Annotated in this window: 17 protein-coding genes and 1 other RNA gene; 9 read left to right on the forward strand and 9 right to left on the reverse strand. The window is 41.2% G+C overall.

Features of this window, described 5'->3' with window-relative positions:
* From HYU69_02960 to HYU69_02990, 7 genes are all read left to right on the forward strand, one after another.
* Positions 1–1,873, forward strand: a 1,873-nt coding sequence (locus HYU69_02960) for a S8 family peptidase (GenBank protein MBI2269297.1), incomplete at its 5' end; no start/stop codon positions are given.
* 54 nt (positions 1,874–1,927) lie between these two features.
* Positions 1,928–2,359, forward strand: coding sequence for a hypothetical protein (locus HYU69_02965; GenBank protein MBI2269298.1), 432 nt, complete (start codon positions 1,928–1,930; stop codon positions 2,357–2,359).
* Entirely contained in the window at positions 2,337–4,658 is a 2,322-nt protein-coding gene (locus HYU69_02970; GenBank protein ID MBI2269299.1) for a S8 family peptidase, read from the forward strand. The genes HYU69_02965 and HYU69_02970 overlap by 23 nt, the downstream gene beginning before the upstream one ends.
* Positions 4,659–4,973: 315 nt before the next feature.
* Positions 4,974–7,832, forward strand: coding sequence for a S8 family peptidase (locus HYU69_02975; GenBank protein ID MBI2269300.1), 2,859 nt, complete (start codon positions 4,974–4,976; stop codon positions 7,830–7,832).
* A 137-nt stretch (positions 7,833–7,969) separates the two neighbouring features.
* Positions 7,970–8,518 (forward strand): DUF5606 domain-containing protein, encoded by a 549-nt coding sequence (locus tag HYU69_02980; protein ID MBI2269301.1) that lies wholly within the window; start codon positions 7,970–7,972, stop codon positions 8,516–8,518.
* A gap of 29 nt (positions 8,519–8,547) precedes the next feature.
* On the forward strand, positions 8,548–10,275 hold the full coding sequence (locus HYU69_02985; protein MBI2269302.1) for a M3 family oligoendopeptidase: 1,728 nt from the start codon (positions 8,548–8,550) through the stop codon (positions 10,273–10,275).
* 38 nt (positions 10,276–10,313) lie between these two features.
* Positions 10,314–10,826 carry a DinB family protein gene (locus HYU69_02990; GenBank protein MBI2269303.1) on the forward strand — a complete coding sequence of 171 codons (513 nt, stop codon included), beginning with the start codon at positions 10,314–10,316 and terminating at the stop codon, positions 10,824–10,826.
* Between the two features lie 75 nt (positions 10,827–10,901).
* Here HYU69_02990 and HYU69_02995 read toward each other — a convergent pair whose 3' ends face one another.
* The 8 genes from HYU69_02995 to ssrA form a co-directional block, all read right to left on the reverse strand.
* On the reverse strand, positions 10,902–11,507 hold the full coding sequence (locus HYU69_02995; protein MBI2269304.1) for a T9SS type A sorting domain-containing protein: 606 nt from the start codon (positions 11,505–11,507) through the stop codon (positions 10,902–10,904).
* A gap of 158 nt (positions 11,508–11,665) precedes the next feature.
* On the reverse strand, positions 11,666–13,579 hold the full coding sequence (gene yidC / locus HYU69_03000; GenBank protein MBI2269305.1) for a membrane protein insertase YidC: 1,914 nt from the start codon (positions 13,577–13,579) through the stop codon (positions 11,666–11,668).
* 189 nt (positions 13,580–13,768) lie between these two features.
* Positions 13,769–15,388, reverse strand: coding sequence for a CTP synthase (locus HYU69_03005; protein ID MBI2269306.1), 1,620 nt, complete (start codon positions 15,386–15,388; stop codon positions 13,769–13,771).
* A 552-nt stretch (positions 15,389–15,940) separates the two neighbouring features.
* A complete protein-coding gene (locus HYU69_03010; GenBank protein ID MBI2269307.1) occupies positions 15,941–16,444 on the reverse strand; it encodes a hypothetical protein in 504 nt (167 codons plus the stop codon).
* Between the two features lie 110 nt (positions 16,445–16,554).
* On the reverse strand, positions 16,555–18,894 hold the full coding sequence (locus tag HYU69_03015; protein MBI2269308.1) for a carboxypeptidase-like regulatory domain-containing protein: 2,340 nt from the start codon (positions 18,892–18,894) through the stop codon (positions 16,555–16,557).
* Between the two features lie 178 nt (positions 18,895–19,072).
* On the reverse strand, positions 19,073–19,633 hold the full coding sequence (locus tag HYU69_03020) for a hypothetical protein (protein MBI2269309.1): 561 nt from the start codon (positions 19,631–19,633) through the stop codon (positions 19,073–19,075).
* A gap of 540 nt (positions 19,634–20,173) precedes the next feature.
* Positions 20,174–21,169 (reverse strand): hypothetical protein, encoded by a 996-nt coding sequence (locus HYU69_03025; protein ID MBI2269310.1) that lies wholly within the window; start codon positions 21,167–21,169, stop codon positions 20,174–20,176.
* A 74-nt stretch (positions 21,170–21,243) separates the two neighbouring features.
* Positions 21,244–21,609, reverse strand: a transfer-messenger RNA (tmRNA) gene (gene ssrA / locus HYU69_03030).
* A 122-nt stretch (positions 21,610–21,731) separates the two neighbouring features.
* Between ssrA and HYU69_03035 the strand changes: the two genes are divergently transcribed.
* A complete protein-coding gene (locus HYU69_03035; protein MBI2269311.1) occupies positions 21,732–22,928 on the forward strand; it encodes an alanine dehydrogenase in 1,197 nt (398 codons plus the stop codon).
* Between the two features lie 74 nt (positions 22,929–23,002).
* On the opposite strand, the gene HYU69_03040 is transcribed toward HYU69_03035, so the two are convergent.
* On the reverse strand, positions 23,003–24,250 hold the full coding sequence (locus tag HYU69_03040) for an ABC transporter permease (protein MBI2269312.1): 1,248 nt from the start codon (positions 24,248–24,250) through the stop codon (positions 23,003–23,005).
* Positions 24,251–24,471: 221 nt separating this feature from the next.
* Here HYU69_03040 and purH point away from each other — a divergent pair, with 221 nt between their 5' ends.
* On the forward strand, positions 24,472–25,998 hold the full coding sequence (purH, locus tag HYU69_03045; protein MBI2269313.1) for a bifunctional phosphoribosylaminoimidazolecarboxamide formyltransferase/IMP cyclohydrolase: 1,527 nt from the start codon (positions 24,472–24,474) through the stop codon (positions 25,996–25,998).
* The last annotated feature ends 13 nt before the right edge of the window (positions 25,999–26,011 follow it).

Genomic DNA, 26,011 nt, shown 5'->3' on the forward strand with positions numbered 1-26,011 from the left:
GGGGAATTCCGGAGATGAGACATTGGAGTATCCCGGCTATTATCAGAATGTATTGGGAGTGGCTTCAACTGATGCTGCCGATAAAAAATCGGGGTTCTCGAGTTATAATTATCGTGTCCGGATCTGTGCCCCCGGCAGCTCAATTTATTCCACTTATACCGGCACAAACGGATATTCCACTTTAAGCGGCACATCCATGTCAACTCCATGTGTTGCAGGCGCTGCAGCAGTTGTCCGTTCATATTTTCCCGGCTATAGTGCTTTACAAGCCGCTGCTAGATTGTGTGTTACCGCAGATGATATTTACGCTCTTAATTCCACTACTTTAAAAAACAAGCTTGGTTCCGGACGTGTAAACCTGTACCGTGCATTAAGTGATCCCGCGATGCCCTCTGTATCGATGACCACCAGGAATATCACCGATGGAAATGATGACGCTATTGTTGCCAATGATACGGTTAGTGTAACCGGCATTTACACTAACTTTTTGGCTCCCACAACCAATCTTACCGCAACCCTTTCAATTGTTGCCGGAACAGGGGCTGTAACCCTGCTAACCACCGGCCCGATAACCCTGGGAGCAATCCCAACTTTAGGAACCGCGAACAACAACAGCATCCCCTTTAAGATCCGGATCAAACCAACAGCCGGATTAAACACTGCCGTTACCTGCAAGATAACTTATAACGATGGCACATACACATCATTTGAAACATTTGAGATCGTAGTGAATGTTGATTACCTGAATGTAACGGTGAATGACATTGCCACATCTGTTACCAGCAAAGGCATGGACGGCTGGAACAACAGCCCTCCCTCACAGGGACTGGGCTTCAAATACGGCGGAACCAACCTGATGTATGATGCCGGATTTATGATCGGGGTTCCTGATTCAGCCGTATCTGATGTGATCAGGGGAATGGCAGGCACTCCGGACAAAGATTTTAACTCTGTGGTCAATATTAAGCGAATAATAACAGGGGCCATTTCCGATTTCGACACAGAAGGCCTGATGAATGATGCAGCCGCGTTTAAACCATTAAATGTACTTATACGTCATAAGTCATATGCGTGGTCAACCCCGGCAGATAAGAAATATATAATGTATAAATACATTATTAAAAACAACGGAAGTTCTACCCTGAGTAACATGTATGCCGGCATTGCTGCCGACTGGGATATACAGGGTGTCGGAGGCGACAGCAACAAAACTTCGTTTGACGCTGGTACGAAAATGGGCTACACGTATTATACCAAAGCAAACGGTTATTACGCAGGCATAAAATTACTGAGCAAAACAGCTCCGGTAAATGCATACGCCTTCGATAACATTGACGGTGGCACAGGCATCAACCCCAATGCGGGCTTTAGCAATAAGGAAAAGTACATCGGGTTATCGACCATGCGCACGGATGCAGGCTTGATCAAACCTCCCGGGAATGATGTATTGAGCCTGGTAAGCACAGGTCCGATCACCCTACCCATCGGCGACAGTGTTGAAGTGGCTTTTGCACTGATAGCCGGTGATAACCTGGCGGATCTGAAAACCAGCGCCATCAATGCGCAAATAAAGTACGATCTGTTCACTTCTGTTCCTTCAACTCATCCATCGGATTCTTACTCTTTACGATCATATCCTAACCCTTCGTCAGGAAATACAACTATTGAAGTTAATTTGCCACAATCCGGGCGCATGGAACTTAAATTGTATAATATGATTGGCCAGGATATCACTATTATAGCGGCGGGCGAATTTACATCGGGCAGGCACCAGTTCAATTTAGATGCATCGAGGCTTAACAGCGGAGTTTATTATTACCGGCTTATTGCGGGTGATAATAAAATTGTACGTAAACTTGTTGTTTCAAAATAACAGATAATAGAAAAATTAAATTTATTTTATTTAAAAAAGCAAAAATCATCTTCTATGAATAAACACTACAAGTTTGCTACGGCTGCGGCGTTTGCAGCGGTCTTCATATTTACCGGCGCTGCCGCTCAGTACAACCTGAAGTCAACAACCCCACGCTACGAAATTGCTGCCGATGCCCGTGATGGCCAGGACTACATGAGCAAAGCCATCATTTTTAAAATGAAGCCTCAATACCGCTCCCTGTGCACAACTGAGGACGTTAATTACGCTCCGCTTAAAGCGCTTATGCAGCAAATGGGTGTTCAATGGTTCGGCAAAATATACCCCAACGAAGAACAGCCTATCCGGCCATATAATGGAAGAGGCGAAAAACTGGTTGACCTTTCATTAATGTATGAATATGTTTATACAGGCGAATTGTCATTACAACAGGCACTGGATAAAGTTGCCTCTTTGGGTGTTTTTGAATATACCCAACCATCCTGATCTGAAAAATAACATCAAGCATAATTATGCTGACCCGATCGGTGGAGGTGATAACGACGGAGACGGGTATATAGATAATTTCAGCGGATGGGATGTGGGAACATCTGTTTTTGGGGGAAGTAATGGAGACAATGATCCTACCTGGCAGGGTGATGCACATGGCGTACATGTTAGCGGTATCGCCGCTGCTTCAACCGATAATAGTACGGGTATTGCAGGCGTTGGTTTTAAATGCAAATTCATGCCTGTTAAAATTGCTGATGCTACAGGTAAACTTACTTATTCCTATACAGGTATACAATATGCTGCTGCTCATGGCTGCAAAGTGATTAGTTGTTCATGGGGCGGTACAGGAGGCGGTCAATACGGACAGGACATTATTAATTTTGCAACTTTCAATAACAATGCGTTGGTTATTGCAGCTGCCGGAAATGACGGAGATGAAAGAATATATTACCCTGCGTATTATATGAATGTGATGGGTGTGGCCAACACCACATCAACCGACGTCAAGAACAGCACATCAAATTATAATTACCGTGTTCGCATTTGCGCCCCTGGAACTTCCATTTATTCCACATATAGTGGCACCTCATATACTTCACTTACCGGCACCTCAATGTCAGCTCCTTGTGTTGCAGGTGCCGCCGCAGTTGTCCGTTCACATTTTCCAACTTATTCGGCATTACAAACTGCTGCCCGTTTATGCGTTACAGCCGATAATATTTATTCTCCAATCAATTCATCTACTTTAAATAATAAGCTTGGATCAGGACGCGTAAACCTATACCGTGCCGTGAATGATCCGGCCATGCCTTCAATATTAATGACCACCCGGAATATGACCGATGGGAATGATGACGCTTTTGTAATAAACGATACAGTTAAGGTAACGGGTATTTACACTAATTATTTAGCTCCTACTACAAACCTTACCGCTACAATGACGATAGTCGCAGGCACAGGAGCTGTTACCTTGCTCACTACCGGAGCTATCCCATTGGGCGTAATTTCAACTATGGGAACCGGAAATAACAACAGCACTCCTTTCAAGATCCGAATTAAACCCACTGCCGGATTAAACACTACAATTACATGTAAAATAACCTATAACGACGGTACATACACGTCATTTGAAACATTTGATATTGTTGTGAATGTTGATTACCTGAATGTATATGAAAATGATATTTCAACATCGGTAACCAGCAAAGGAATGCAGGGCTGGAACAACAGTCCTCCTACACAAGGCCTGGGTTTTAAATATAATGGAGTTAACCTTATGTACGATGGCGGATTTTTGATCGGCGTGCCCGACTCTTCTGTATCTGACGTACTCAGGGGCATGGCAGGTACCCCTGACAAAGATTTTAATTCAGTAGTTAATATTAAGCGCGTAATGACAGGTGCTATTTCCGACTTTGATACAGAAGGCCTGATGAATGATGCAGCGGCGTTAAAACCGTTAAATGTACTTATACGTCATAAATCATTTGCCTGGTCAACCCCGGCAGATAAGAAATACATCATGTATAAGTATATCATTAAGAATAACGGAACATCTACTTTAAGTAATTTATTTGCAGGCATTGGTGCCGATTGGGATATACAGGGTGTTGGAGGTGACAGCAACAAAACATCATATGATGCAGGTACCCGAATGGCCTATACTTATTATACGAAGGCGAGTGGGTATTATGCGGGTATAAAATTATTGAGCCATACTGCCCCTGTAAATGCCTATGCCTTTGACAATATTGATGGAGGAACAGGCATCAATCCGAACGCCGGATTCAGCAATCTCGAAAAATACGCCGGTCTTTCAACCATGCGCACAGATGCCGGTTTAATTAAACCTCCAGGGAATGATGTATTGAGTATGGTAAGTACAGGACCAATTACCTTACCTGTCGGCGACAGTGTTGAAGTGGCTTTTGCACTGCTTGCGGGCGATAACCTGGCGGATATAAAAACCAGCGCGAATAATGCTCAAATAAAGTATGATCTGTTTACTTCAGCTCCTTCAACCCAGGCATCGGATTCATACTCTTTACGATCGTATCCGAATCCTTCATCAGGGAACACAACTATTGACGTTAATTTGCCACAATCCGGGCGTATGGAACTTAAATTGTATAATATGATCGGTCAGGATATCGTCACTATCGCAGTAGGTGAATTTACATCGGGCAGGCACCAGTTCAATTTAGATGTTTCCAGGCTTAACAGCGGAATTTATTATTACCAGCTTATCGCGGGAGATAATAAAATTGTACGCAAATTAGTGGTTTCAAAGTAGAATTGACCAATAATGATTTAAGTCTTATTCTACAGACCATCGTAGTAGTTTTTATTGATATCCAATCCTATGTACTCATTGGATATTTATGACCCAAAGGCCCGTTTCCCCTTTTTTGATTGAACCTGTCAAAGCCCTTCTCATTTCGGAGAAGAGCTTTGACAGGTATCTTTAATACCTCCCATATAGGTTCATCTACAAACTTATTCATTTATTGACCCCTAATGATCTATAATAATTGATTAGTTTATTGGAAGATGGATGGCGAAATTTGGTACACAAATACCTTTAACACCATTTCAAAAACCATCTCTCATGAATAAATACCACCAAATTAATATGGTTGCTGCGTTTGCAGCAATATCAATGTTTACCGACGTTACTGCTCAGTATAATATTAAGTCCGCCACCCCCCGTTTTGAACTTCCCGTCAATATGCGTGATGGTGAAGATTATATAAGCAAAACGATCATTTTTAAAATGAAACCACAATACCGCTCCCTATGCACGATCGAGGACATTAATTATACTCCGTTAAAGTCAGTTATGATGCAAATGGGTGTCCGGTCGTTCAGTAAAATATATCCAAATGAAGAGCCCCCGATCAGACCATATAATGCCATGGGTGAAAAACTGGTTGACCTTTCATTAATGTATGAATATGTTTATACAAGCGAATTATCGTTACAACAGGCACTGGATAAAATCGCAGCATTGGGCGTTTTTGAATATGTCGAGCCTCATGTTATTCCGAAGTTATTATACAATGTAAATGACCCATCAGCCTCAAGCCAGTATCACATCGCAAAGATCAGCGCGCCCCAGGCATGGAATATATCAAAAGGTGATACAAATGTGGTTATTGGAATTGTTGATACCGGAACAGAGCCTAACCATCCCGATCTGAAAAACAACATAAAACACAATTATGCCGATAAAATTGACGGGATTGATAATGACGCAGACGGATATATTGATAATTTTAGCGGATGGGATATAGGTATGGGCGATAATGATCCCACGTGGCAAAGCGAGCCGCATGGCGTGCATGTTAGCGGTATAGCCGCTGCCTCAACCGATAATAGTACGGGTATTGCAGGTGTTGGATTTAAATGCAAATTTTTACCCGTTAAAGTGTCTGACGCGTCAGGAAAATTGACAGGTACCTACATTGGCATACAATATGCCGCCGCACATGGCTGTAAGGTAATCAGCTGTTCCTGGGGAGGGACTGGTGGTCAATACGGACAGGACATTGTAAATTACGCAACCATAAATAAGGACGCTTTGGTAGTGGCGGCTGCCGGAAATACCGGAGATGAAGCATTACTTTATCCTGCATATTATCCGAATGCACTGGGTGTAGCCGGAACTACATCAAGCGACACTAAAGCAGCTTTTTCAAGTTATAATTATCGTGTTCGTATCTGTGCCCCCGGTGCCTCTATTTATTCCACCTACAGTGGCGGCTCATACGTTTCAATGAGTGGAACATCCATGTCCACGCCATGCATTGCGGGTGCGGCTGCAGTTGTTCGTTCGTATTTTCCAGGCTATTCGGCGTTACAAACTGCCGCACGCCTATGTGTTACTGCCGATGATATTTACGCGCTTAATTCTTCCGCATTAAAAAATAAACTTGGCTCGGGGCGTGTAAATCTATATCGTGCATTAAATGATCCGGCAATGCCTTCGATATCAATGACTACCCGAAAAATGACAGATGGAAATGATGATGCCTTTGTGATAAATGACACGGTTAGCGTAACCGGCATTTACACCAATTTTTTGGCTCCTACAAACAATCTTACCGCCACTCTGTCAATTGTGGCCGGAACAGGTGCCGTTACACTACTAACTGCCGGACCTGTAAATTTGGGAGCAATTCCAACTTTGGGAACCGGAAACAATAACGGTCTTCCTTTCAAAATCAAGATAAAACCAACTTCCGGATTAAATACGGTAGTTACATGTAAAATAACTTACAGTGACGGCATATACACTTCATTTGAAACATTCGACATTGTGGTAAATGTTGATTATCTGAACGTATATGAAAATGATATATCTACATCTATTACCAGTAAAGGCATGAACGGCTGGAATAACAGTCCTCCGACTCAGGGTTTGGGGTTTAAATATAATGGAGTTAACCTCATGTATGATGCCGGCTTAATGATCGGAGTTCCGGATTCAGCTGTATCGGATGTGATACGTGGAATGACCGGTATCAGCGATAAAGATTTCAAATCGAGGGTTAATATAAAAAGAATAACAACGGGTGCTTTATCTGATTTTGATACGGATGGCTATATGAGCGATAGCCTGGCCCTTAAACCATTGTGGGTGGGTATCCATCATAAATCGTATGCATGGTCAACCCCGGCAGATAGGAAATATATAATGTATAAATACATTATTAAAAACAACGGAGTTTCTACTTTGAACAACCTTTTTGCCGGAATCGCGGCCGATTGGGATATACAAGGTGCGGGGGGTGATAGCAACAGAACATCTTATGATAATGTTAACAGGATGGGCTACACTTACTATACGAAAGCCAATGGCTATTATGCCGGTATAAAATTATTAAGCTATTCGGCTCCTGCCAGTGCCTATGCGTTTGACAATATTGATGGTGGAACCGGGATAAACCCTAACGCGGGTTTCAGTAACCTCAAAAAATATACAGGGCTTTCAACCATGCGTACCGATGCAGGCCTGATTAAACCGCCAGGAAATGATGTAATGAGTCTGGTAAGCACCGGGCCTATCATGTTACCTCCAGGCGATAGTGTTGAAGTGGCTTTTGCACTGCTTGCGGGGGACAATTTAGCTGACCTGAAAACCAGCGCGAATAATGCTCAAATAAAGTATGATCTGTTGACCGCCGCCCCTGATTTGAGATCAATAAAGGAATATAACTTGCGGTCATATCCTACCCCTGCTTCGGGTACTACAACTATTGACATTAATTTGCCAAAGGCCGGGCGTGTGGAACTTAAATTGTATAATATGATCGGTCAGGATATCGCCACTATCGCAGCAGGTGAATTTACATCGGGCAAACACCAGTTCAATTTAGATGTTTCCAGGCTTAACAGCGGGGTTTATTATTACCAGCTTATTGCAGGCGACACTAAAATTGTACGTAAAATGGTGGTATCAAAGTAAGATAAACCATAATATTTAATGCAGGCGCCCAAAATCAGTTGAGCGCCTTTTTTACCGGATATCGTTTAACCCTATACAGGAGGTTTTGCAGCTTGCTCAAAAATCATTACGTTTGCGTATAAATAACAAAACTGATCATGGATTTAAGCGGTATTATTTCGATTGCAGGAATGAGCGGGCTATACAAAGTAGTTGCTCAAACAAAAAACGGGTTGATCGTTGAATCGATCGTTGAAAAAAAACGGGTTCCCACTTATTCTACCCAGCGTATAAGCGCATTGGAAGATATCAGCATTTTTACCACAGGTGAAGATATGCCCCTTAAAGATGTCCTGAAAAAAATTTCGGATAAATTAACAGGAGGATTTGCCCTTGATCATAAAGCGGCTGATGACGCATTGAAAGCTTTTTTTGCTGAGGCTGTGCCCGAATATGACAAAGAGAGGGTATATATTTCCGATATCCGAAAAGTGATTAATTGGTACAATGTTCTTCAAAAGAATGATCTTCTTAAAGAAAAGGCAAATAGCAATGATGCTGATCCCGAAAAAACAAAAGTAAAAATTGCAGCCGAGGAAAAAGCGAAAACATACAGCAAACCTGTAGTTAAAGACTCTATGTCCAAACCCCTGAAAACGGCAGCACCAAAGAAAACCCAAACCACAAGAAAAACCGGTGCCGCATAGCCCGTTTTCGTACCGCTATTTATCTATAGATGAATCACCCGGACACAGTCCCTATCAAACTCAGGCGCCAGTTACTGCCTCAGCAATTCAAGGTTGAAACCTGGGAACAACTTGCACCTTATTTTAAAGAGTTAAAAGAACGACCTGTTCATGCTGTTGACGAACTCGAAAAATGGCTGTTGGACCTCAGTGAAATCACAGCCATCCTGAGTGAAGAGAGAGCCTGGCGTTATATCCGTATGACCTGCGATACAGCAAATAAAAAATACAGGGAAGCCTACACCTTTTTCTGTGAAGAAATATCGCCTCACATTGAATTATATTCCGATTCATTTAATAAAAAGCTGATGGATTCCCCCTACCGGGATCAGTTGGATAAAGAGAAGTACAGGATATATTTAAGAGACGTTCAAAACGACCTGGAATTATTCCGGGAACGAAACATCCCCCTATATACCCAGCTTGACATTGAAGAACAAAAGTATGCTGCATGGTCGGGTGAGATGACAATTAACTTTGACGGGAAAGAACTCACTTTACAACAAGCAGTAGTTCACTTAAAGAACAATGACCGTCCAAAGCGCGAAAGAGTATACTTGCTTATACATCAGCGAAGGATGCAGGATCGCGAAAGGATGGATGAATTATTTAACGGGCTTATAAAACTGCGGCAGCAGATAGCAACGAATACCGGCTTTGACAACTTCCGCGATTATATGTTCAAAGCGATGGGGCGCTTTGATTATACCATACAGGATTGTTTCGGCTTTCATGATGTCATCAGAACCGAGGTAGTTCCTTTGATCGCTCAGATGGACGAACAACGCAAGAGAAAACTGAACCTTAACAGCCTCCGTCCATGGGACCTGGACGTGGATCCCGGGCAGTTGGAACCTCTTCATCCGTTCAATGACGCTGCAGACCTGATAAACAAGTCCATTCAATGTTTTTATAAAGTGCGCCCGTTTTACGGCCAATGTCTTGAAACAATGAAAGACCTCGGCCGGCTTGACCTGGATTCACGCAAAGGCAAGGCTCCAGGCGGTTACAACTATTCGCTGAACGAAACAGGTGTGCCTTTTATTTTTATGAACGCGGCCGGCGTTCACCGTGACCTGGTAACAATGGTACACGAAGGCGGCCATGCGATACATGCATTTTTAACCAATCACCTCGAACTTAACTCATTTAAAGATTATCCGTCCGAAGTGGCCGAACTCGCTTCCATGTCTATGGAACTTATATCGATGGAACACTGGGATGTTTTCTTTAACAATGTGAATGATTTAAAACGTGCCCGCAGGGAACAGCTTGAAAAGGTTATCCGCATGCTCCCCTGGATAGCTGTAGTTGACAAGTTTCAACATTGGATATATACAAACAAAGATCATACAACGGAGGAGCGCACAGCTGCCTGGGAGTCCTTACTTAAGGACATGAGCAGCTCCGTAGTTGACTGGACCGGCATTGAAGAATATCGCGCGCACAGTTGGAAAGCGCAACTGCATATATTTGATTCGCCCTTCTATTATATTGAATATGGCATGGCACAATTGGGTGCGGTAGCTATGTGGAAAAATTACAAAACCAACCCTGAGAAAGCCCTTGATGGCTATGAAGCGGCTTTAAAACTAGGTTATACCCGGTCAATACCTGAAATTTACGCGGCCGCGGGGATCAAATTCGATTTCTCAAAACAATATGTACACGAGCTGCTTGAATTTGTGAAGCAGGAACTCAAAAATTATACAGAGTAGAATTTTACAATCCCGTTCAACAAACAGCTATTTCTATGATCAGACGTCCTCAACCCGCCGATCATCCGGCCTATTACGAAGCTTATATAAAACTGGTGAAAGAAGATGATGCATTAAAAGCCCTTGACAATGGTATATTTAAAATGCCTGCTCTTTTATCCGAAATTGATGAAGAAAAAGAAGACTACGCGTATGCACCTGGCAAATGGACCATTAAAGAAGTAATAGGACACATTATTGATACCGAACGCATAATGGCCTACCGTGCGCTTTGCTTTGCACGTGACGATGCCCAGGAGCTGCCAGGTTTTGATGAGAACAACTATGTGAAAAATGCCAACTTTTCAAAACAACGGCTCATTGACATGGGACATGAGTTCAGTGTGCTGCGTAAATCAAACATCTATCTTTTCAAAAGTTTTGATGAAGGTGAGCTAGACAGGAAAGGTATCGCGAATAAAAACAAAATGAATGTACGTTCTCTCATCTACGTTATTGCCGGCCACCAATTGCATCACATGAATGTAATCAGGGAGAGGTATTTAGAATAAGGTGGATATTCTGTTCACGCTAATAAAAAAAGGATAAGAGTTGTTCTTATCCTTTTCATCCAAAAAAAACACTATTTACTCTATTATCAGTTTCTGATTATATATCTGTTCGGCTGAACAAAACTTTATTAAATATATACCCTTACTGAGCCCTGTTGCCTGAACAGGTAATGTACTCATCTTTTTAACCGAATTGTTATAAACCAAATGCCCGGCAAGGTCATAGATCTCAAGTATTCCGGAAGTTTCCTTGCTGAACTCCATTGTAAAGAATCCCCTGGCCGGGTTTGGGTAAATACTGAACAGATCGTTGCTTAAATGATCGTAAACACCAGTACTGTTGGCTACCTGAAAAGTTGGCCCTTTTACAAATATTGAATCATACTTATCGCAACACATAAAATAACTATCGTAGGTACCAATGGCCAAACTATTAGAAAATGTTTTTGTCCCGTTACCGGAATTAGGAACATAGTTCCAGGTTTCATAATTAGCCCCCTGGGGCGTAATCCCTTGGTTGTATATACCGATCCAGTCTGTTGTGGATACCGCATTTGTATAGGTAAATACAATCTGTACACCCGGAGCATAAACCGATTTGTCGCATGTAAGCGTTTTCTGAGCCGTTGCACTCAAAAAAGGGGAGGTCAGCAATAAGCTAAATAGTAGATTTTTTTTCATTTGTAGCTGGTTTTATGTGTTCAAATACCGATAACAAGGCATATTGTTTCTATTTGCTCTAACGTTATCTAAAACAAATATAATCTGTTTGCTTGAATGAAGCAACCTCAGTAAAATAGTATTGCGGGGTATTTATAAAAAAACAGGTGTTTCAGAAATCACCTTTTTCTTACCTGCTGTTGGCGTTGCTTAGCCATTTCCTCAAGGCGTTTCTGGAAACTGCTTTGCTTAACAGGCTTACGCTTATTCTCCTGTATTTTAGCATGCAGTGCTTTTTCATCAACAAATTTGCGCATCACATACGTTTGTCCGAAAGTGATCATGTTGGCCAGAAAGTAATAATAACTTAAGCCTGCGGAATAATTATTGAACACCCCTAAGAAAATAACCGGCATGGCATACATCATAAATTTCATTCCGGGCATTTGTTCAGTTGAACCCATCAACTGGCTGTTGGAGTATGTATAGAGTATTGTAGATACCGTCATGAGCAATGTAAATAAACTAACGTGATCGCCATAAAATGGTATTTTGAAAGCAAGATCATATATAGAGTCGTAAGTTGAAAGATCGGTGGCCCATAAAAAACTTTGCTGGCGCAATTCGATCGCGGATGGAAAAAAGCTGAAAAGAGCTGCCAGGATAGGCAACTGAAGAAGCACAGGTATGCAGCCTGCCAAAGGGTTCACCCCTGCCTGTTTATATAAAGTCATGGTAGCCTGCTGCTTTTTCATGGGATCGTCCGTTCCGAATTTTTTATTTATCTCATCTATCTCCGGTTTAAGTATCCGCATCTTGGCAGATGACAGGTATGTCTTGAAAGCGATAGGGAACAAAATTATTTTAATGAAAATGGTAAGCAGCAAAATAATGATCCCGTAGTTCATGTTAAACTGACTCAGGAAATTAAAAGTTGGGATAACGATCCATTTATTCACAAACGCGAAAATGCTCCAGCCCAGGTAAATTTGCTTCTCCAGGTCATGGCCATAGCTTTTAAGGGTTTTATAATGATTAGGACCAAAATAAAACTGCATATCAAAACCTTCAGCGGGCATATGGTTGAATGGAATACTCAGGTCGGCTGTGAAGGTTTTTATCCGGGTAGTTGATGCAGCGTCACCAAGTGTTTCAATATCTGTTGGCTTTTCAAACCCCTTTTCAGCCATCAGCACCGAGGTGAAAAATTGCTGCTTGAAACCCACCCACTCTATCTTTGCCTCAAGTGATTTCTTCTCATCCGCAGTCTGGTTAATATAATCCACTTCATCATCAAGGTATTTAAAGTAAATGGTAGATGCATTCCGTTGCGTTTCAGGGTCTTTTTCCTGCGAAGGTGTTTTCATACTCCACTTCAGGTTGACTTCTGAAGCATTCGCGGCCACAATGTCATTCATACCTTTAAAATTCACATCATACTTTAACAGGTAACTATTTCCTTTCAGGCTATATACATACTCAATGTATTTCAACTTATCATCCGAATACAGCCTCAGCACAAGCGAACCGGAGTCCCGCCCGCTTACAATTACCGGCTTTGTTTCAGGGGTAAAATAAAAATCGTTCGTCGAAAAGAGATGAGAGTTCGCTGTATTAAATTCCAGTGCCTGGATAGTAGAGTCTTCCGTGAAAAGCACAAGCGGCTTACCTGCAGAGGTTTTATACTTCTTTAAAACCACACTCGCAACATATCCACCATGTGTTGATACTGTGGCCTTCAATAATTCATTCTCTATTGTCAGTTCCTTTTTTTCGCCCTGAGAAGCAGCTGCAAAAACGCCGTAGCGTTGTTTGATCTGAAGAGCTTCTAAAGAATCGGGGTTGATTACGACACTGTCTACAGTTGCCATACTGATCGTAGCAGGGGCTAAAGTCTTTATAGAATCCTTACCGGAAGCTATCTTTGCAGCCAGGTCTTTTTGCCTAGCCTCTTCCTTACTCTGCACAAGTTCAATTGAATCGCGTAATTTTTTCTGGCGTTCAAGCTCTTCTTTTGATGGCTGGCTCATAAGCATCCAACCCAGCATTATTCCAGTAATAAGTACCAGCCCAATAATCGAATTTCTATCCATTGTATTATTCTAAATTTCTTTTACCTGTTTTCAAAACCGCATTCCACCCTTAACAACGAACAGCTAAACGGTATATTCCTTGGTTGGCAAAGATACTTGTTTATACTAAATGCCATCGGGTCGATTAAAATATTAATACGACAGGCCGGGGTTGCCTTATTGCTATGAATTCCATAAATAAATGCAGAGCTAGTGTACCAGTGAAGCCACATGAACAGCGGCCTTTACAAAGTTCACGAACAAAGGATGGGGATTCTCAACAGTACTTTTGTATTCAGGATGGAACTGCACACCCACAAACCACGGGTGGTCTTTTAATTCAACGATTTCAACTAAACCCGCATTGGGATTGATACCACTGGCTACCATACCTGCCCGTTCAAAATCACCCAAATATTCATTGTTAAATTCGTAACGGTGACGATGGCGTTCTGATATCTCAGCGGTTTTGTATGCCTCGAGAACTTTCGTGCCCTCAATTATTTTGCAGGTATAGGCTCCAAGGCGCATTGTGCCGCCTTTATTGGTTATCTTTTTCTGCGCTTCCAACAGGTCTATAACCGGGTGAGCTGTTTCGGGATTCATTTCCGTAGAGTGAGCACCTTTCAAACCCATTACATTACGGGCAAATTCAATGACGGCGCATTGCATTCCCAGGCAAATACCTAAAAACGGGATTTTATTTTCACGGGCAAATTTAATAGCATTGATCTTTCCCTCAATACCACGGTTGCCAAAGCCGGGAGCAACAAGAATGCCTGTTAATCCGTTAAGTTTGGAACCTACATTTTCCTCAGTAATTGTTTCGGAATGTATCCATTCCAATTTCACTTTACACTCATTGGCCACACCGGCATGAATAAAAGACTCGGCAATTGATTTATACGAATCTTTCAGTTCAATATACTTTCCAACCAAACCTATACGCACCTCTGTTTTAGGGGTTTTAAGAGCGGCGAGGAAATGTTTCCAGCTTTCTAATTTAGCTTCTCCTTTAACAGGAAGACCCAGCTTTTCGAGCACAACAATATCCAGCTTTTCGGCTTCCATGAACAATGGAACTTCATAAATTGTGCTGGCATCAATGGCTTCAATAACAGCGCGAGCTTCCACATTACAGAAAAGGGCGATCTTATTTTTTAGCTCTTTGCTTATTTTATGTTCGGCGCGACACACCAGGATATCGGGCTGAACCCCATATTCAAGCATTAACTTAACTGAATGCTGAGTAGGTTTTGTTTTTAATTCACCTGTGGTTGACAGGTATGGAATAAGTGTAAGATGAATAACTATGCAATCTTTTCCAAGCTCCCATTTTAACTGACGGATCGCCTCTATATAAGGAAGCGATTCAATGTCGCCGACTGTGCCACCTATTTCGGTGATGACTATTTCATACTTCCCTGTTTTCCCTAAAGCGCGGATACGGTCCTTGATCTCATCGGTAATATGCGGAATGACCTGTACTGTTTTTCCTAAAAAGTCACCGCGTCTTTCTTTTTCAATTACTGTCTGGTATATTTTACCTGTTGTAACATTATTTGCCTGTGATGTAGGCGTATTTAAAAACCGCTCATAATGTCCGAGATCAAGATCTGTCTCTGCCCCATCATCTGTAACAAAGCACTCGCCGTGCTCATAGGGATTGAGGGTTCCCGGATCAACATTTATGTAAGGATCAAGCTTTTGTATAGTCACAGTGTGGCCGCGTGCCTGGAGTAATTTTGCCAGCGAAGCCGACACAATTCCTTTACCTAAAGAGGATGTCACACCACCTGTTACAAAAATGTATTTGGTGCCTGCTGACATAGTAGAAATAAGTTTAAAGGAGTTTCACAAAAATACGAATATTTTTGGGGGACTGTAATAAAAATACAGGGGGTTTTACCGGCAGCTAAATAGTTTATTATCAACAAACTAAGCAGCCATGTTAATATTTGCCCAATATTTGAAGCTGCTCTACCCTTCAGTATTATACCGATCCGGTGATCGTCTCCAGCAATTGCTTCAGTTCGGGATACACATCAAACTCGTTACTTCTCAAGGCTAATTCATCTTGTATTTTCTGTTTATCCTTTACAGAAAAAGAGCGAAGTCGATTTCCCTGTCTGGAAAATCGACTTCTGCACATACAGCTTCTTGGTCCAAAAAATAAGTGAGGACTTCAGACACTTTAATTCAAAATAAGTCTGCTACTATTGGTAATAACAACTTCATGCACAAATAATACCGATGTGATATCTGTAATGGTCCAATTTCATTGGCCCAAACAGCTATCCGATCGGCATTATACCAATATTGATTGGACTAAAAGTTAAATCAAATTGGTATAATATTCTGCCCTATAAGCCAGAAAAATTATTAATGGTTATGGGGATGGTTATGCCCATCGTGATTATGACCATCATGATTCAACTCTTTTTTCTCCGCCTGATTTTCTTTTTTGTCGTTTTTAAGCTCCTGTTTGGCATTTTTAACTGCTTCTTTATCTTCTTTCATCTCCGCTTTATGCTCGGCTTTCATTTCTTTTCTATTCTGATTGATCTCTTTTTTTTCCGCCTTTACTCCTTTGCCATAGTTGTTTGGCTGCTGACTTTGACCATTCGCGGGCTGAGCTGCAGGGGCTGCCGGTTGAGCCACAGGAGCCGGCTGAGCAGAACCAGGATTTGGCTGAGCAGGAACAGCGCTTGGTTGAATATTGGGTTGAGCAGGAACAGGAGTCGGCTGAACTTCAGGCCGGGCAGGAACAGGAGTTGGTTGCTCATTAGACTGAGTCGCAGGCTGCACTACCGGAGCAGAACTGCGCTGAGCAAACATTACTGATGTTACAACAACCGTAGCTGTTAATAGAATGATCTTTTTCATGTTTATGGATTTTGGTTTGTAAAAATAATTCAAATATAATGCCAATTGCATCAAGCTAAAGTTATGAAATAAATTGTGATCTGGCAGCAGCAATTTACGTTATACCCTGCTTAAAACGTAAGATTTGCACTTATACTTGGCAATATGGGGAGTTGATTCACCCGTTTGTACAGAACCCTGTCAAAATAAAAAATATTCTCGCGGTTATAAATATTAGTGGCTCCCGCGCTAATTTCCATGGTTGAACGTTCACTTAATTCAAACCTGCGCTTAATATTCATATCGAAACGATGGTAGGCCGGAAGTCGTTTGGAATTTATGTCGCCATACAAGAGACCAAGTTCACCTCCGGTTGTGGTATAATTAGTATTGATGCCACCTGAAAAATTAAGCTTTTCGTAAAATCCACCGGTTGGTGTAAAAGGAAAACCCGATCCGAAATTCCAGCGCGCGTCAATTTCCCAATTCAGATTTTTGCCAAAAGTATACGAGGCCACCAGGTTAACATTATGTCGCCTGTCGAAAACAGGATTATATGTTATAGTGCCATCCCAGCGGTCAACATAGGTAAGTGAGTATACAGCCCAAAAATAGAAACGCTTGTAATCATATTTTAGCGTAACATCAATACCCTGGGCTTTACCTGTTTCAATTATGAAATCTTTTTTCATGTTATCAGGCTTGGTCACATTATCGGGATCCGAGTTATCTTCATAAAGCTTATTGCGGTTAAGATTGGTAAGCTGTGTGAAATTTTTACGGTACGCTTCAATATTAAGTTCTAAATGTTTGAACAGATCAAATTCAAACCCGGCTATCATGTGGTTGGCCTTTTGTAAACGTGAACTAACGTCTCTCACATCTCCATCCTTCTCTGTAAACTGTGCCTGGAGATTATCCGGCCCGCTCAAAAATCCATAAAACAGGTTTACCACATCTCTGTCGGACGTAGCACTGATCAGGTTTTGCGAGTACCAGCCGCCCGCAAATTTAAACCGCAACCTGTCGGCTATGTTATACTTACCATCAATACGCGGTTCGGGCGAGAACTCGGATAGCGAGGCATAATATTGTGTTCTCAAACTGGGTTCGAGAACAAGTTTTTCGTTTTTCGAAAGGAATTTATAACTCAGGTATCCTCCGAGTTCGGTTGTATTTTCCTGCTGGGTAATTTCCCTATTAACTGAATTGAAAAAATTAAAATTCGTTGTAAAGCCGACCACTTCTATGCCATACCTGAATGAATTTTTCCGGTTAAGAAAATAGGTAAGATCGATACCCATATTAAAGCCGCCTATATTACTGCTACGTGCATGATCGTCGGACGCGCTGGTCAGATCAACCGTGTAATTTGAATAGGCGAAATTACCCTGGATAAGTATGGGCGAGGCACTCGGCACCAATACAAAATTACTTCCCACTCCACCCGTCACCCATTTAAAATCCGAAACGGTCTGGTACTTCACATGGTCATCGAAATGAAACCCGAATACATTCAGCTTGCTTCCGTTAGCAGAACTCAGGGATATTTTTCCATATAGGTCATTAAAGCTGAATGGGAGACCATTCGGGTCGATGTATGAATACAAAAATTTGGATGTGGTTGGCAGGTAGGATGTTTTTGCCGACAATACAAATGAAGAACTCCCTCCCTCTTCCGTTTTAGCCTTAAAAATTGGGCCTTCCAGAAGCATGCGACCCACAAAAGGACTGGCGGACACTTTTCCGCTGTAACGTTTTTTATTGCCATCACGTGTTGTGAAATCCATAATGGATGAAATACGCCCGCCAAATGGCGCGCCAAAACCACCGGTGTAAACATCGGCATGACGAATAATATCCATATCAAATACCGAAAAAAGTCCGATAGAGTGAAACGGATTGTAAATGATCATTCCGTCCATTAAAACTTTATTCTGAACCGGTGAACCTCCGCGAATATACAATTGCCCCCCCTGGTCGCCCGTAAAAATAACACCCGGCAATACCTGCAGGTACTGAGCGATATCAGGTTCACCTCCAACAGACGGGATCTTGTTTATTTCTTTAGGAGTAATTGTATTCACAGACACTCTGGCATCTGTTTTCTTAGCCTCTGTTTCAGCTGACACTTCAACGGTGGTAAGCTGCACACTCGACTTAACGAGATAAAGCTTTTTTGATAATATATCATTGGCTTTAACCGATATTGTTTCCCGGATAGTATCAAAGCCAATTGAAGTAACCATCAGGATGTAATTTCCGGGAGGGACCTTGGAGATAGAATAATAACCATTTACATCCGAAGTAGCCCCAAGCGTTGTACCCCTTAAATAAACTGTAGTAAATATGGCAGGTTCTCCATTGTCCCTGGTATAAACAAAACCGCGGATGCTGGCCGTTTGGGCAAGAGCTTCAACTGAAAAAATAATCGCAATTAAAAGGGTAATATTCTTAACAAAACGCATCATCCCGAATTAGGCGTGAAAAGTACTAATTAAAGTTCTATTTTTTTCGTTTTTCGGGCATATTCATTTAAGTGGTTGGAATTGGGGGATCAGCGGTTGGAAATGGAGAAATGATAAAAAACAGACTCTTTGAATTAAAAAGTCTGTTTTCACATTCATGATCCTTTAATACTATTAATATTTATTCACGGGTATATGTTTTAGCGAAAGTATTACCAGTGTTTTTCCTTATCTCTTTCACAATATGCTTTGTATATTTTCGGCTATAGTCAAATTTATCTTTAATGCCATTATAAGAGATCAATGCGATAGGAAAATCCATGTAATAAGTGTCGATTCCCTTTTTTTGCTTTACGAGGTCAAAGTCGAGGTCGTACTCATATACATAACCATCATCAAGATCCGCATCAGATGGCATAAAAGTAGAAACACTTACCAGTTTACTAAAGTACCCCTCTTTCGACACCTCAATTGTATAATGTTCATTTACGTTGAGAGATATTTTTTTCCTTGAAATATTATTGATCTCAAAAACAACTTCATTGCCAAGATATACTTTAAGAGTAATGTCGCTAAGCGAATGAGTTTTTTCACTTGCTTTAACAATTACATCAAGACATTTGACATTACGCATTACCACCATTTTTGAAGTATCAGTACCCGAATTACCTGCGAATCCGATTGCTGCTGAAAGTGTCATTAGTATAAATGCACTCACTAATTTTTTTGCTGAAGTTTTCATGGCCTTTTGATTTTGTATCTATAGAACAAATATCGGACGTCCATTAACAGATAACTGCTTAACAATTTACCTTACATTACCCATGTAAGATTATGGGTGATTTTGTATATATGTTTGAAAATTTAACGGGAATAGCGGGGTGTGTATTCTATGAGGGAAACTACACGATGGTTCTAAAATACAAACATCTGTTTATGAAGGCTTTAGAAAAATATTGAGAGTAAACGCTGAGTATAATTATATCAATCTTTTCTTCGCAAAATCCCTACCCGATCCGGATTTTAAATCCTTCTCAAATTCAAACGCTTTGTATTTATCTGAAATTAAGGTATGTGATCAATTGAACAGGAAGGCGGGAAGAAGTATAGTGAACCTGACCCTTACTATGTCTTTCTGAAAAAGAGCTTCGGCGGGCGAAGGTGGAGCTGCTGGGATTTGAACCCAGGTCCAACAGACAATCGAAGAGCTTTCTACATGCTTATCCTGCTGGCGACCTATGGAGTGAAGATGCCTGAGGTATCCGAATAAGTCTCTTAATAATTAGAGTTTCTCATTAAGCGTTTCATTTAAAAACTCTGCACAAGACAAGTATTTAAATTGGGCAGTTGGTACTACAGATCTGACTTTTGTAGCCATAGCTCTTCTGTAAACAAACTCATCATCATTATACGGATGGATATTTACTATCAATTCTGTATTATCCCTATATAGTTCCCGAAGCCTAAGTAGATTATAATTTAACATATCCCAACTGAATCCCAGAGTGAAAACTTCTACATGTGGCCTCCAATGCAGCCAATTAAATACTTTGTCTTCAACTTCATCAGTCATTCTGTTTTTATACATTATTTTGATAGCATCTTTATTAGCTAGAATTTTTTTCCAATCGTTATTATCTTCCCCATAATCAAAAAATTTAGAAGGATTCTGCCATTTTAGGTCTCCTACTTTTCCATAAACATGAACAATAGATTTATTTATAAACGCACTAATTTGGTGTTGGCGTTCTTTAAATCTGTCGTGTGTATATAGTAAGTGTTCAATATTACGATCATAGTTGAATGTAATAATGTTTAATCGCCTTTCATTAGGAGTTAAACATATTCCCTTTTCATCTATAATTTTGGCAAGAGTGTCTATCCAGGTTTCTCCATTTATCGGCCTTTTTTTAATAGCTCCCTCATAACCTAAAATATTGAACAAGATTGAGAAGTATCCGATTGTTTCAAATTTGGTTCTGACAGCAATAAATTCTGGATAAGTATCGGTCTCATTTAAAAACTCATCAATACTTGCGGGCTTTACTCTACGCCTGTACTCATCTAAATGATGAACAAAGTCCCAGCATACGGAAGTATTAATACCCTCCTCTTTAAGTTCTAACAATAAGTTTGATAGATAACGATCATGAGGTGATGTTCTATCAGTAACCCTATCGGAAATATGCTGTATCAGGTGAGAACCCAATCCAAATTCAGGATGCAAATCATGAGATGCTCCTGCTCCAATAATCAAAACAATTGGTTTTGCTTCCATAGAAATAAAAATACAACATTTATTTTCTATATATAAACAACAAAAACCCCCATTTCTGAGGGTTTCTGTGTATTCAGTGGAGTCGCTGGGATTTGAACCCAGGTCCAACAGACAATCGAAGAGCTTTCTACATGCTTATCCTGCTTTTGGTTTTCGATATGCTTTGGCAAACGGGCGGGCCATCAGCATACTTAGCTTCTTTAGTTTCGCTGCAAATCGAAGCGCTTTGCAACTATCCTCACATTTTCCGTGCTTCAACAGGGACGCAGTAAGGAGGAGCTTCCCGTGAAACATTGCTAATTAATACTTGGTATTAAGCAGCAAGAGCGTACGTATTAGCGTCGCTTAGAATTTGAGAATTGGGATTAACGGGTCACGTTCACAACACCCGGCATGCTTACAAATCAATTTCACCTGCTGTCAAAAAGCCTGTCGACCCCATATGTTTGTAATACTTTACTAAGTTATGGATAATTAGCAAAAACTGTACCTTTATTAAGTTAAATTGGTTTCAGGTTTCAGGTTAATAATCCTCTAAAACCTGAACCTAAAACTATTGCACATGAAATTTGGCATCCTACGCGAAGGCAAAACACCCCCAGATAAGCGCGTACCCTTTACTCCATTACAATGCAAGGAATTATTAAAAGAATACCCGGAGCTCGAAATATATATTCAACCAAGTCCGATACGCTGCTATACGGATGACGAATACCGGTCTTTGGGACTGACATTGCAGGAAGACATCAGCCATTGTGACATTCTGATAGGTATCAAAGAAGTGCCTGTTGATGCCTTAATTCCAGGAAAAAAATATTTGTTTTTTTCGCATACCATTAAGAAGCAGCCGCACAACCAAAAGCTCATGAAGGGGCTTATTGCCAAAAAAATCACGATGGTTGATTACGAATGTCTTACCGACATAAACCATAACCGCATCATAGGATTTGGACGTTATGCCGGAATTGTTGGTGCCTACAATGGCATTTTAGGTTATGGAAAAAAATATAATTTATTTGATATCAAGCCTGCAAACCTTTGCCATGACAGGGCTGAAATGGAAGAGGAATTAAAGAAGGTTCGTTTGTCGAATATTAAAATATTACTTACGGGCGGCGGACGTGTGGCGAATGGCGCTATAGAAACACTTGGTGCTTTAAAAATAAGAAAGGTAACACCCTTCGAATTTTCGCATTGCCTGTATCGCGAACCTGTATACTGCCAGCTGCACTCAAAAGATTATTTTGAAGCGAAAGATGGCTCGGCATGGAACTCCAGGGATTTTTATTCTCACCCGGAAAATTATATGCCGAAATTTTTGCCCTACGCGAAAAATTGCGATCTGCTTGTAGTGGCTCATTTCTGGGATCCACGATCGGCACATTTTTTTACAAAGGAAGATATGAAGTCGCCCGACTTCCGCATCAGTGTTATTGCCGACATTACCTGCGACATTGAAGGCTCCATACCAAGTACAATACGCGCAAGCTCAATACCGGAACCATTTTATGGTTACAACCCGGCAACAGAAAAAGAAGACGCTCCATTCAGCGCAAACACCATTACTATAATGGCAGTTGATAATTTACCCTGCGAATTGCCGCGCGATTCATCGGAGGATTTTGGCAAAGAACTTACAGAAAGGGTTATCCCGGCCCTGTTTGGAAAGGACACAACAGGACTTATTGCAAGAGCTACAATTTGTGAGAATGGCAAGTTAACTTCTCAATATAATTATTTAACGGAGTACGCCTTTTGAATTATTGAGTTGAGCTATAGATTTGTTGATTTCAAAATTCCTCGATTCAACAAATCTATAATTCTTCATTTTTTCTAATTACTCCTGATCGCCTCTACAGGATCCAGTCGCGACGCGGTATAGGAAGGCACAAAGCCGGATATCACACCGATAACCCCTGATATAATGAGTCCCATCATAATATTTCCAAAAGATAAACTGATATCCATTATATCCATATATCCAACAATGAGGGTTCCGGCATATACCACCACAAGGCCTACTATCCCGCCGATCACGCTGAGCACAACGGCTTCCGTTAAAAACTGCATCAATATAAAATATCGCTTCGCGCCCAATGCCTTTTGAATCCCGATTATAGGAGTACGTTCCTTTACAGATACAAACATAATGTTCGCTATTCCGAAACCGCCAACCAATATTGAAAAGCCTCCTATTATCCAACCCACAACTCCAACAATATCAAACAAACTATCAAACTGTTTTGATATGAGGCTGCTTTGGTTCAGCGCGAAATCATCGTCCGCTTTGGGCTTTAACTTACGCACCGCGCGCATGATCCCGCGGAGCTCATCTATCAACTGATCATTACTCACTCCTGCTTTAGCTTTCACCATAATAGAGGGGTCAATATTATCACTATTGATATCAATTATGCTTCGCACAAAATTGATCGGCAAAATAACCTGGTTATCCGTTGTGCCAAAAATATTGATGCCTTCTCCCTGCTTTTTAATAATACCAATGATCATAACATTCCGTCCGGCAATTTTCACCTCTTTACCCATTGCATTACCGCCCGGGAACAATCCCTCTGCAATAGCAGCTCCTACCACTGCTATGTTCCGGCCCCCGGCCGATTCGATATCAGTAAAATACCGGCCCTGTTCCAGGTCGAGGAATTTAACTCTGTCGTAATCATGCGAAACGGCCACTATTTCGGCATTTGCGACACTGCTGCTCTGGTACTTCACCGTTCTCCGGCCCGATATAGTAAGGGTAGCAGCATCCGTACACTTCGATTTCCGTTGTATGAACCCGAGTTCGTTCACGCGAGGCAAAGGCCGGTTGATGTATTTCCACCAGGGGTAATTGGGACCAAACGTCCAGGGCCACTTTTGGACAAAAACAACATTATCGCCAAGTGATGAAACACTTTTTCTGAGTCCTGTTTCAAGGGAGTCGACTACAGTAAATACGCTGATTATAGCGAATATCCCTATAGTGATCCCCAGCAGCGACAAGAACGTACGAAGCTTGTTTACCACCAATGCGTGGATCGCGAAAAGAACACTCTCCTTGAAAATAGTTAAGAATAACATTTGAACAAAAGTACCAAAATCAGTAAAGGAGATTTTAAAAATCGGATGAATGAATCTTTAAATTGAAAAGCAAAAAACAGTTGTTAAACTTTCCCAATATTCCATGCTTACGGCTTTCCTTTTTGCTCAACATTATGAACAATCAATAGTTATCAACAATGCTCATTATCTTGATTTTAGCTCTAAAAAACGCATAATTTTGTTTATCAATAATCGGACACATGAGTGGATTAAAAAAGATCAAAAACGCGTTAATTTCCGTCTATTACAAAGATAATTTAGAACCGATCATTCATAAGCTGAGTGAACTTGGAGTGAAAATTTTCAGTACAGGAGGTACACAGGAGTTTATTGAAAAGTTAGGTGTTACTGTTACACCCGTTGAAAACCTTACCAGCTACCCATCTATTTTGGGTGGTCGTGTTAAAACATTACACCCGAAAATTTTCGGCGGCATACTTGGCCGGCGCGAATTACAAAGCGACCTGCTACAGCTTGAAGAATACGAAATACCTGAACTCGACCTGGTGATCGTTGACCTCTACCCTTTTGAGGAAACTGTCGCTAAAACAAACGACGAAGCCACGATCATTGAGAAGATTGACATTGGCGGCATCTCTCTTATCCGTGCAGCCGCTAAAAATTTTAAAGATGTTGTTATTGTTTCATCACGTGATCAATATACGCACCTGTTGAAATTATTGAACGACCACAAAGGTTCAACCACGCTTCCCGATCGGAAACAATTGGCTGCACAGGCATTCAACACTTCCTCGCATTACGACACAAACATTTTTAATTATTTCAACACAACTGAAAAGCTGAATGTTTTTAAACAAAGCATTACAGCTTCCAAAATACTCCGCTACGGCGAGAACCCGCACCAACAAGGTGTTTTCTATGGCAAGATGGATGAACTGTTTGAAGTTTTGAACGGAAAAGAACTTTCGTACAACAACCTGCTGGATGTTGACGCTGCTGTTCACCTAATTGCTGAATATACAGATACAACTTTCGCCATACTTAAACACAACAATGCCTGCGGACTTGCTTCCCGTCCGAAATTAGTTGATGCCTGGAAAGACGCGCTGGCGGGAGATCCCGTATCGGCCTTTGGGGGAGTGCTTGTAACAAACGTAAAGCTTGATGCTGAAACGGCAAGCGAAATAAATAAACTCTTTTTTGAAGTTATCATCGCGCCCGATTATGATGCTAAAGCAATTGAACTGCTGAAGCAAAAACCAAACCGCATTATTTTAAAACAAAAACAAGTGAAACTGGCGGTCAAAACATTCCGCACTTTATTGAATGGGGTTATTGAACAGGACAAAGATCTGAAAACCGAAACTGTTTCCGACATGAAAGTGGTGACAAAACAAAGCCCAACTGACACTGAAAAAACCGACCTTGAATTCGCGAACAAACTGGTGAAACATACCAAATCAAATACAATTGTACTGGCAAAAAACAAACAGCTTTGCGCAAGTGGTGTAGGACAAACATCGCGGGTTGACGCTTTGAAACAGGCTATACAAAAGGCTACTGATTTTAAATTCGATCTGAAAGGCGCGGTAATGGCATCTGATGCATTTTTTCCATTCCCCGATTGCGTGGAGATCGCCGGCAAAGCGGGTATCACAGCTGTTATTCAGCCCGGAGGATCAATAAAAGATAAAGACTCTATTGCCTATTGCGATGCACATGATATCGCTATGGTAATGACTGGAACAAGACACTTTAAACATTGATGAATTACAAATA

The organism is Bacteroidota bacterium (genome assembly GCA_016183775.1).
Lineage (GTDB): Bacteria > Bacteroidota > Bacteroidia > JABDFU01 > JABDFU01 > JABDFU01.

Bases quoted from the DNA above. Each gene is read 5' to 3' on its own strand.
- HYU69_02965 (MBI2269298.1), top strand. From the start codon at position 1,928: ATGAATAAACACTACAAGTTTGCTACGGCTGCGGCGTTTGCAGCGGTC.
- HYU69_03015 (MBI2269308.1), bottom strand. From the start codon at position 18,894: ATGATGCGTTTTGTTAAGAATATTACCCTTTTAATTGCGATTATTTTT.
- HYU69_03035 (MBI2269311.1), top strand. From the start codon at position 21,732: ATGAAATTTGGCATCCTACGCGAAGGCAAAACACCCCCAGATAAGCGC.
- HYU69_02980 (MBI2269301.1), top strand. From the start codon at position 7,970: ATGGATTTAAGCGGTATTATTTCGATTGCAGGAATGAGCGGGCTATAC.
- HYU69_02995 (MBI2269304.1), bottom strand. From the start codon at position 11,507: ATGAAAAAAAATCTACTATTTAGCTTATTGCTGACCTCCCCTTTTTTG.
- HYU69_03010 (MBI2269307.1), bottom strand. From the start codon at position 16,444: ATGAAAAAGATCATTCTATTAACAGCTACGGTTGTTGTAACATCAGTA.
- HYU69_03020 (MBI2269309.1), bottom strand. From the start codon at position 19,633: ATGAAAACTTCAGCAAAAAAATTAGTGAGTGCATTTATACTAATGACA.
- HYU69_03005 (MBI2269306.1), bottom strand. From the start codon at position 15,388: ATGTCAGCAGGCACCAAATACATTTTTGTAACAGGTGGTGTGACATCC.
- yidC (MBI2269305.1), bottom strand. From the start codon at position 13,579: ATGGATAGAAATTCGATTATTGGGCTGGTACTTATTACTGGAATAATG.
- purH (MBI2269313.1), top strand. From the start codon at position 24,472: ATGAGTGGATTAAAAAAGATCAAAAACGCGTTAATTTCCGTCTATTAC.
- HYU69_03040 (MBI2269312.1), bottom strand. From the start codon at position 24,250: ATGTTATTCTTAACTATTTTCAAGGAGAGTGTTCTTTTCGCGATCCAC.
- HYU69_02975 (MBI2269300.1), top strand. From the start codon at position 4,974: ATGAATAAATACCACCAAATTAATATGGTTGCTGCGTTTGCAGCAATA.
- HYU69_02985 (MBI2269302.1), top strand. From the start codon at position 8,548: ATGAATCACCCGGACACAGTCCCTATCAAACTCAGGCGCCAGTTACTG.
- HYU69_03025 (MBI2269310.1), bottom strand. From the start codon at position 21,169: ATGGAAGCAAAACCAATTGTTTTGATTATTGGAGCAGGAGCATCTCAT.